The following is an 8,216-nucleotide window of genomic DNA, read 5'->3' as shown; positions in this document are numbered from 1 at the left end:
GATTATAATTTATTTATTTTTCAGCTAGTTAGTGGCTTGTAAAGCATTGCATTTCTATATTTGACATGTGATCCAAGACGTGTTTTGAAACTAAATTTCGTAAGTGACTAGAAAGTTAGTTCCCCATCAATATATATTTAGCGGCAGAAAATATAATGCAATACATGGTTACATTTTCACTGGGTGCTAACATATAGGCTACGGGGGTGTGCCGTTAGGACCCATATAATTATTTTATCTTTATCAGGAGCATAAACATGTTTAAGAACCTTTTTGCTAGCCTGCAGAAAGTTGGTAAGTCTCTGATGCTACCAGTATCAGTTTTACCAGTTGCGGGTATTTTGCTAGGTGTCGGTGCAGCAGACCTTCCTTTCATTCCAGAAATCGTTTCAAACTTAATGGAACAAGCGGGTGGTTCAGTATTCGGTCAAATGGCACTACTGTTCGCAGTAGGCGTAGCACTTGGCTTTACTAATAACGACGGTGTAGCTGGTCTAGCTGCTATCGTTGGTTACGGCATCATGACTGCTACACTAGGCGTAATGGCTGGTGTAATGGGCGTTGATAAAATCGACACTGGTGTACTAGGTGGTATCCTAGTCGGTGGTGTTGCTGCTTGGGCATTCAACCGTTTCTTCCGTATTCAACTACCAGAGTACCTTGGCTTCTTCGCTGGTAAGCGTGCTGTGCCAATCATCACAGGTTTCTCTGCGATTGGTCTAGCAATCCTACTATCTGTAGTATGGCCACCAGTTGGCGGCGCTATCTCTGCGTTCTCTGATTGGGCTGCTCACCAAAACCCACAAGTGGCGTTTGGTATCTACGGTATCGTTGAGCGTTCTCTGATTCCATTTGGTCTTCACCACGTTTGGAACGTACCTTTCTTCTTCGAAGCTGGTACTTGTGTAAACGCTGCTGGCGAAACTCAAAACGGTGTTCTTACTTGTTACCTAGTTGCTGATGACGCATCTCGTGCAGCGGGCAATGGCTTCGGTCAGCTAGCTGGTGGTTACATGTTCAAGATGTTCGGTCTACCTGCTGCTGCAATCGCGATTGCACATTCAGCTAAACCTGAAAACCGCGCTAAAGTAATGGGCATCATGGCTTCTGCTGCGTTGACTTCATTCCTAACGGGTATCACTGAACCAATCGAATTCTCATTCCTATTCGTTGCTCCTGTACTGTACGCAATCCACGCTCTATTAGCTGGTTCTGCATACGTTCTTGCGAACACTCTAGGTTTTGTACACGGTACATCTTTCTCACACGGTCTAATCGACTTCCTAGTTCTATCTGGCAATGCGTCTAAGATGGGTCTGATGGTTGTATGTGGTGTTGCTTACGCTGCAATTTACTACATCGTATTCCGCACTGTGATTAAAGCACTTGACCTTAAAACTCCGGGCCGTGAAGACGAATCTGAAGAAGAAGTAGTTGCTACAGGTTCTGAACTTGCTGGTGAGCTAGTTGCTGCATTCGGTGGTAAAGCGAACATCACTGGTCTTGACGCTTGTATTACTCGTCTACGTGTTGCAGTAGCTGATACCGCTCTTGTTGACCAAGACAAACTGAAGAAACTAGGCGCTGCAGGTGTTGTTGTTGTTGCTGGTGGCGTACAAGCTATCTTCGGTACTAAGTCTGACAACCTTAAGACAGACATGGATGAGTGGATCCGTAACAACGGTTAATTCGCTGATTCAATAAATTGAAAGGAGGCCTTACGGTCTCCTTTTTTGTTTTCTGCAATATGCAAAATATCCTCACGTTTAAGCTCTTCTTACTCAACTAGTTCTACTCAACTCTATGTGTTGAAGGCCGATACCGAACCTTGAGCGCCAGTTCGCTTTTACCTAGCGATGACACCTCTCTTTGTGAACCCAGTACACTACAATTTTTAAAAACAGTCTGAGAATATTATGAAACATCGTTATTTGATCGGCCTTATGTGCTGCAGCGGAGCTGCGTTTGTGCATGCTTCTGAAGCACCAGATTTGGAAGTTGGATTAGCCATTGACCAAGACCTGAGTGTCGTTGTCGAATTTGATCAGAAATACCGTGCCACGATTGGTAACGACGGTGCTGCATTTGACTACATTTGGAAGCGTGGTCAGTTTGAGACTGAAGCTCCGTTGAGTTGGTATGTCGGTGCAGGTGCTTGGGCTGAGTGGAATGATGATTTTGGCTTACGTTTGCCTTTAGGTGTTAAAGTGAATTTCTACGAAGGTTGGAATGCGTACGCTCAAGTTCACCCTGAGCTCGACATGTATAAAGGTGTTGAATTACAAGTGGGTGGTGCACTGGGTATCACCTACAAGTTCTAGGTGATGAGACAAAAAATGCCAGCTTAGTAGCTGGCATTTTTGAATGGTTTAAATAAGGTTATTTCTGTTTGTCCATTGCACGCTTTATGCAAATTGCAGCACCACCCCAAGTGATACCAAGACCAAGAACCATCATAATAATCGCACTCGTTGTCATGATTATGCTTCCTTCTTACTTGTCATATTTATGATAATGCCAATCGCTAGTAATCCTGCGATCATTGCCCAACCAAGATTCAGGTCGTAGCCACCGTAACCGTCTGTAAACAATGCGCTTAATTTTGTTGCAAGAATGATTGCAAGCATAACTGGAGTGACGAAGCGTAAACATACGTTAAACCATACGCCAATAGAGAAATCTGAAATCTCATTGACGTACGCACGTACATCGCTAACTTTGTTTAGTAGCCATGCCATTAGAAGGATTTCAATGAATCCGCCTACCATGATGCCGACGTTGTTAGCGAAGTGATCGACTAGGTCTAGTAGAAGTAGGCCGCCGTTAGTTGCAAATGCCATAGACACCACAACACCAACGCCAATAACAATACTTGCTGCTTTTTTACGGCTCCAGTTCAGCTTGTCCATAATTGCAGATGTTACTGCTTCCATAATTGAGATATGAGAGCTTAAACCAGCCACAACAAGTGCAAAGAAGAATAGTGGACCCAGAATATACGGTGCTGGAAGTAAATTAATCGCAGCAGGTAGCGTAACAAACGCAAGGCCAACGCCTGCTGATACTACTTCAGTTAATGGTTTACCTTGTTCTTGAGCCATGTAGCCAAGAACAGAGAAAATCATAATACCCGCAAGAATTGAGAAACCACAGTTGATAAGAACCGTCATGAACGCGTTGTTCGTGATATCTGATTTTTCTGGCAAATAGCTTGAGTAAGCCAACATGATCGCAAAACCGATACTTAGCGTGAAGAAGATTTGTCCATAAGCAGCAGCCCATACTTTTACGTCCCAGATCTTGCTGAAATCAGGTTCGAACATGTAGTTCACACCATCTAGAGCTCCTGGAAGGAAAACCATGCGTCCGATAAGCAAAATCACCATTATGAACAACACTGGCATCATTACTTTAGAAGCACGTTCGATACCAGCTTTAACACCACCCACGATAGCTGCATAAGTGATTGCCCAAGCGAGTAACATTGCGCCAGCGATGCCCCATTGGATGCTACCTAGGTTCGTCGGTGAGTTATCACCTAGAGCTAGATATTCACTGAAGAAGAATGCGTTAGTGTCTGTTCCCCAGCTTTGATTGAATGACATACCGAAGTATGAAATTGCCCAACCGATAACGGCAACATAGTAGACCGCGATGACAGCCGCTACACCCACTTGGAACCAACCAAGCCACTCAAATTTTGAGTTGATGCGCGCTAAGGTTGCAGGTGCAGAACCACGATACTTTTGACCCATACTGAACTCTAGGATCATAAATGGGATACCAGCCGTAAGCATGGCAAATAGATATGGAATGAAAAAAGCACCGCCGCCATTTTCATAAGCCATATATGGAAAACGCCAAATGTTTCCTAAACCAATAGCAGATCCTACTGCGGCAAGGATAAATCCTGCTCGGGATCCCCACTGTTCTCGCTTCATATTTAACTCCTTTACAACTTCCCTGAGGTATGAAGCTTCTCGTCACGCTGTGCTTGGTAAGGAGATGATAGTTAAAACAGGCAAACGGTTTGACTGTTTACTTTATCTTCCGTGATTAGGCAAAAGTTTAGATTATTATGTTGTTAGCGATTGGAGAACTCAGCGGATAATTCTTAATTGTTTGATGTGTGTTTGCATAACCTGAAATATTCAGCTGATGCGTGCTAATGAGCCTACCTAGTTAGAATGGTTAAAGCAATAGATTAGCTATGTTTAATAACTGTGGTCTTATGGTCTTTAAGATGTTAAATGATGGTTATTTTAGAGGTATGAATTGGTTTGGGGTTTTCTGATTGGTTTATGTGTCTAATTTTTTCTGTTTTATTAGGTTATATGACTTTATTTAAAAGTAGAGCGTATGACTGAAATTCATACACTCTATAGTTGAACTGACCAACTATTCGGAGGTTCTATTGGTATGAGATGCTTATGGTCATCGATACTTAGAAAGTAAAACTCAGTCCGACATTGGCTTGGAATTGGTTCATCCAGTCTGTATCAAAGCGGATGATGCACTCTTGCCCGTTACTTGGGATGTTACAAACGCCGGAGGTGTCGTTATCGACAACGGTACCTAACCAACGTAGTTGTGTGTTTAACGCTAATCGGTCACTAAATTTGTACTCTAAACCACCAAAGATAGAGGTTGAGAACCCATACTTATCCTTTGCCCAGTCTACATCGACGTAAGAAGCACCAAGGCCTAATCCCAAATAACCAGACAACACAGAAGAAGCTGGGTAGTAAATGCTACTTTGAAAGTGCAGGTATTGGATGGAGGAGCTTAGGTTGAGCGTTTCTAATTCAGAGCTTTGATTAGAATAGAAAAAGCCGATGCGTCCTTTTTCAAATGGCGTTTCAATCGAAAAGGTGTAGTTTTCAGACCCTTTCATATCATAGGTTTTACCGTCCTGGTCTTCGACACTGCCACCGCCGGTATAGCCCACCATCGGAGTAATGATGATCTCCGGCGAGGCATGTACGCTCGAAACGGAGAGAAGCGTAATCAGTGCCAATATATTTGCTTTGTTATTCATGAGTATATCCTTATCCTTACACTTACTAATTGTGATGGTTACATCAATATTGTGCGACTAATTTCGACGATTCTTGAAGATACTTCACACACCTGATAGTACTTAAATAGAGACTCGACAAATTAATAATAAGACAGAGGTGTCTATGGACCATAATCTGAAAAATGCCCTACAAATAACGGTTGTCATCTACGCAATCATTCTCTCATTTGGCTTTATTGCAATTGGTAGTTAATACCATCTATTGCGAGGCTGGGTTTTTATACTCAGGGAATAATGAATAGTGGGATTATAACCAATATTGATACAGCAATAGACTTAGATTATTACGCTAAGTTTATTGCTGGAAAAACAGCACTGGTCGCCCAAGGTGGCGGACAGAGAAGTATTTTTACTTCTGGAGTGCTGGATGCCTTTCTTCTTTCAAATTTTGATCCCTTCGACGAGTTTTTTGGTACCTCTGCAGGTGCTCTTAATTTGTGTGCTTATCTGTGCCGTGATAAAGGCCTTGGCCGTTCTTTCCTTCTCGACCTCACAACATCACCTGAATTCTTCAATCTCTTTTCTTATATACGACACAGAAAGAACCTTGGATTAGAATGGGCCTTAGAACAAATCATGGCTTACCCATATAAGCTTGATTTGGATTTAGGACGACAAACGCTAGGCGAACGCCATTTCTATGCAGCCGTCACGGATTCTAAAGACTTACGAGATCACTACTTCCCAGTATTGGGTGAAGATTGGTACAAAGTGATGATTGCAACCTGTGCGATCCCTCGCTTATACAATGATGAAATCTTTATTGGCGACAATGCTTATGTGGATGGTGGTGTATCAGCTTGCATTCCGGTTCAAGAAGCGTGGCGTAGACAAGCCCGTTCCATTGTTGTGATCCGAACTGAGCCAGCGTTAGAGGAAGAGGTCGAGGTTCAAGCTAACAGTACGCGATTAAAAACACCCAAACCGATATCAGCCGAAGAGCTGGAATGGTTCCGCGAATCTTTTGACAGTGTTCAAGGCCATTGGCAACAAAAAGTGGAACAGTGGAAAACCGATTGGAGCTCGTTCTTTCAACAACAAATTCTCAGCTCAAAAGAACAGAAGCGCGACAGGTCACATTTGGATTTACTGAATGGTGGTCGATGGTTATTCGGGGCGGATGACATCTATAGATTAAGTCATTTAATTGGTGATAAGTTTGATTCCGGCTTAGCAGATATGCTGATGGTGCATTACCAAACTTACTCATTGACTCAGGATTTTTTGAACTCCCCACCAGACGATGCGTTTGTAGTGCAAATTGCCCCGAGTAAGCCGCTGAAATCCAATTCATTAATGAGTAATAAAGAAGATTTACTGCACGATTATGAATTGGGTTTAGAAGCCGGTTACCGATTTGTTGGAATTTATACCTCTACGAAAAATGCCCGCAGTTCACACATGCCACAGTTGGCAACCATTGCTGCTGAGAAGTAATGCTTGAGGTTGATGAGTAATATTTGAAGTTGATGAGTTAGCATGCTGTGAGCTGATCGTGCTGTTTAAGCCGATCGTTAGTGAGTCGTGTTCTGAAATGAAAAAGGGTTATTGAACTTGGTTCGATAACCCTTTTTTGTCTTGAGATTAGGCAAATCGTTTCGCCTTACGGGCAAACATTAGGTGACAGGCAAGATTCTCATACAGTTGGTTGATCCCGCCACATCCATAATGTCGCCTTGAGTGACGATAACGAGATCGCCAAACTTAAGATGCTCTTGCTCTTTTAGGCAGGTGAGCGTAGATAGGGCAATGTCAAAACTGTCTTTGGCTTCTGTCTCGAAGTAGATAGGTGTTACACCTCGGTACAAGGTGCAGCGATTAAGTGTTCCTTCGTTACGAGATAGTGCGTAGATAGGCATGTCAGCACTTAGGCGAGACATCATCAGTGCAGTACGGCCTGATTCTGTGAGAGTGACTACGCCTTTAATACCTTCCATATGGTTTGCCGAGTAGATAGTCGCCATTGAAACGGTTTCTTCGGCGGTCACAAAGGTGCGATCAATTCGGTAATTGGATTGGTTGTTAATCCCCGCCATTTTCTCAGCACCAATACACACTTCAGCCATCGATTTTACGGTTTCGACCGGGTAATCACCTGCAGCTGTTTCACCTGAAAGCATGACCGCATCTGTTCCATCAAGTACCGCATTGGCAACGTCCATGACTTCGGCACGGGTTGGCATTGGCGCTGAAATCATCGATTCCATCATTTGGGTTGCGGTGATCACCGTTCGGTTAAGCGCTCTAGCACGGCGTATAAGCTGTTTTTGTACTCCGACCAATTCAGGGTCGCCAATTTCGACTCCGAGGTCACCACGAGCCACCATGACCACATCTGAGGCCATTATGATGTCATCCATGTTCTCAACAGTGGCTACCGTCTCTGCTCGCTCTACTTTTGCTACAAGGTGAGCTTCTAAACCTGCTTCTCGTGCGAGCTGACGAGCGTAGTGCATGTCTTCGCCATTGCGTGGGAAAGACACCGCGAGGTAATCCACTTTGATTTGTGCGGCGGTGACGATGTCGCGTTTGTCTTTTTCTGTCAGCGCTTCTGCGGAAAGGCCGCCGCCTTTCTTGTTTATGCCTTTATTATTCGAGAGAGGGCCGCCAATGATGACTTCGGTATGAACGCGACAACCTTCCACTTCGGTTACTTTTAGCTGCACACGACCATCGTCGAGCAACAGGATGTCGTTAGCTGAAACGTCGTTAGGTAATTCTTTATAATCAAGACCGACCGCTTGTTGGTTGCCTTCGCCTAAACCAAGGCTACTGTCGAGAGTAAATTGGTCACCAACGGCAAGTTGGATTTTGCCATCTTTGAATGTTGACACTCGAATCTTGGGACCTTGTAAGTCACCGAGAATAGCGATCTGAGTACCAAGTTTTTTGGCTATTGCTCGGACATTTTCTGAACGTTGTATATGGTCGTCGCTAGTGCCGTGAGAGAAGTTCATACGGACGACATTGGCACCGGCCTTGATGATCTCTTCAAGCACGTTACCTTTATCAGTAGAAGGGCCTAGTGTTGTGACGATTTTCGTTTTTCTTAATTCGGCTGTCATGAATACTCCTAGAGTGAGGCCAAGTAATCTATTAAAAGACTAGGGCGTGTTGATCTTTCGAGCTGATTTTT

General features: G+C 43.8%; 8 protein-coding genes. 4 read left to right on the top strand and 4 right to left on the bottom strand.

Annotated features, from left to right (window positions below):
• The first annotated feature begins 257 nt into the window (after positions 1–257).
• Together ptsG and AB4232_RS07330 are read left to right on the top strand one after the other, a co-directional pair.
• The gene (ptsG, locus tag AB4232_RS07335; protein WP_009848984.1) at positions 258–1,688 is read left to right on the top strand and encodes a PTS glucose transporter subunit IIBC; all 1,431 of its coding nucleotides are present in this window, start codon (positions 258–260) and stop codon (positions 1,686–1,688) included.
• Positions 1,689–1,916: 228 nt separating this feature from the next.
• Positions 1,917–2,321 carry a hypothetical protein gene (locus AB4232_RS07330; protein WP_012603575.1) on the top strand — a complete coding sequence of 135 codons (405 nt, stop codon included), beginning with the start codon at positions 1,917–1,919 and terminating at the stop codon, positions 2,319–2,321.
• 58 nt (positions 2,322–2,379) lie between these two features.
• Here the strand turns inward: AB4232_RS07330 and AB4232_RS07325 are convergent, their stop codons facing one another.
• The 3 genes from AB4232_RS07325 to AB4232_RS07315 form a co-directional block, all read right to left on the bottom strand.
• Positions 2,380–2,478: a methionine/alanine import family NSS transporter small subunit gene (locus tag AB4232_RS07325; RefSeq protein ID WP_009848986.1), complete on the bottom strand. Its 99-nt coding sequence runs from the start codon at positions 2,476–2,478 to the stop codon at positions 2,380–2,382.
• A gap of 2 nt (positions 2,479–2,480) precedes the next feature.
• Positions 2,481–3,941 carry a sodium-dependent transporter gene (locus AB4232_RS07320; RefSeq protein WP_372086779.1) on the bottom strand — a complete coding sequence of 487 codons (1,461 nt, stop codon included), beginning with the start codon at positions 3,939–3,941 and terminating at the stop codon, positions 2,481–2,483.
• Between the two features lie 503 nt (positions 3,942–4,444).
• On the bottom strand, positions 4,445–5,038 hold the full coding sequence (locus AB4232_RS07315) for a porin family protein (RefSeq protein ID WP_372086777.1): 594 nt from the start codon (positions 5,036–5,038) through the stop codon (positions 4,445–4,447).
• A 145-nt stretch (positions 5,039–5,183) separates the two neighbouring features.
• On the opposite strand from AB4232_RS07315, the gene AB4232_RS07310 reads away from it, so the two are divergent.
• Both AB4232_RS07310 and AB4232_RS07305 read left to right on the top strand, forming a co-directional pair.
• Positions 5,184–5,273, top strand: coding sequence for a YnhF family membrane protein (locus AB4232_RS07310; protein ID WP_102248935.1), 90 nt, complete (start codon positions 5,184–5,186; stop codon positions 5,271–5,273).
• Positions 5,274–5,314: 41 nt separating this feature from the next.
• Positions 5,315–6,517 (top strand): patatin family protein, encoded by a 1,203-nt coding sequence (locus tag AB4232_RS07305; protein ID WP_372086775.1) that lies wholly within the window; start codon positions 5,315–5,317, stop codon positions 6,515–6,517.
• 179 nt (positions 6,518–6,696) lie between these two features.
• Here the strand turns inward: AB4232_RS07305 and pyk are convergent, their stop codons facing one another.
• Positions 6,697–8,145 carry a pyruvate kinase gene (pyk, locus tag AB4232_RS07300; protein ID WP_372086773.1) on the bottom strand — a complete coding sequence of 483 codons (1,449 nt, stop codon included), beginning with the start codon at positions 8,143–8,145 and terminating at the stop codon, positions 6,697–6,699.
• Positions 8,146–8,216: the final 71 nt, after the last annotated feature.

Origin of the sequence: Vibrio sp. 10N.286.46.A8, from assembly GCF_041470165.1 — a bacterium.
In the GTDB taxonomy this organism is placed as follows: domain Bacteria; phylum Pseudomonadota; class Gammaproteobacteria; order Enterobacterales; family Vibrionaceae; genus Vibrio; species Vibrio tasmaniensis_A.
The sequence above is the reverse complement of the archived record's forward strand: the minus strand, read 5'-3'. Positions and strand labels throughout refer to the sequence as shown.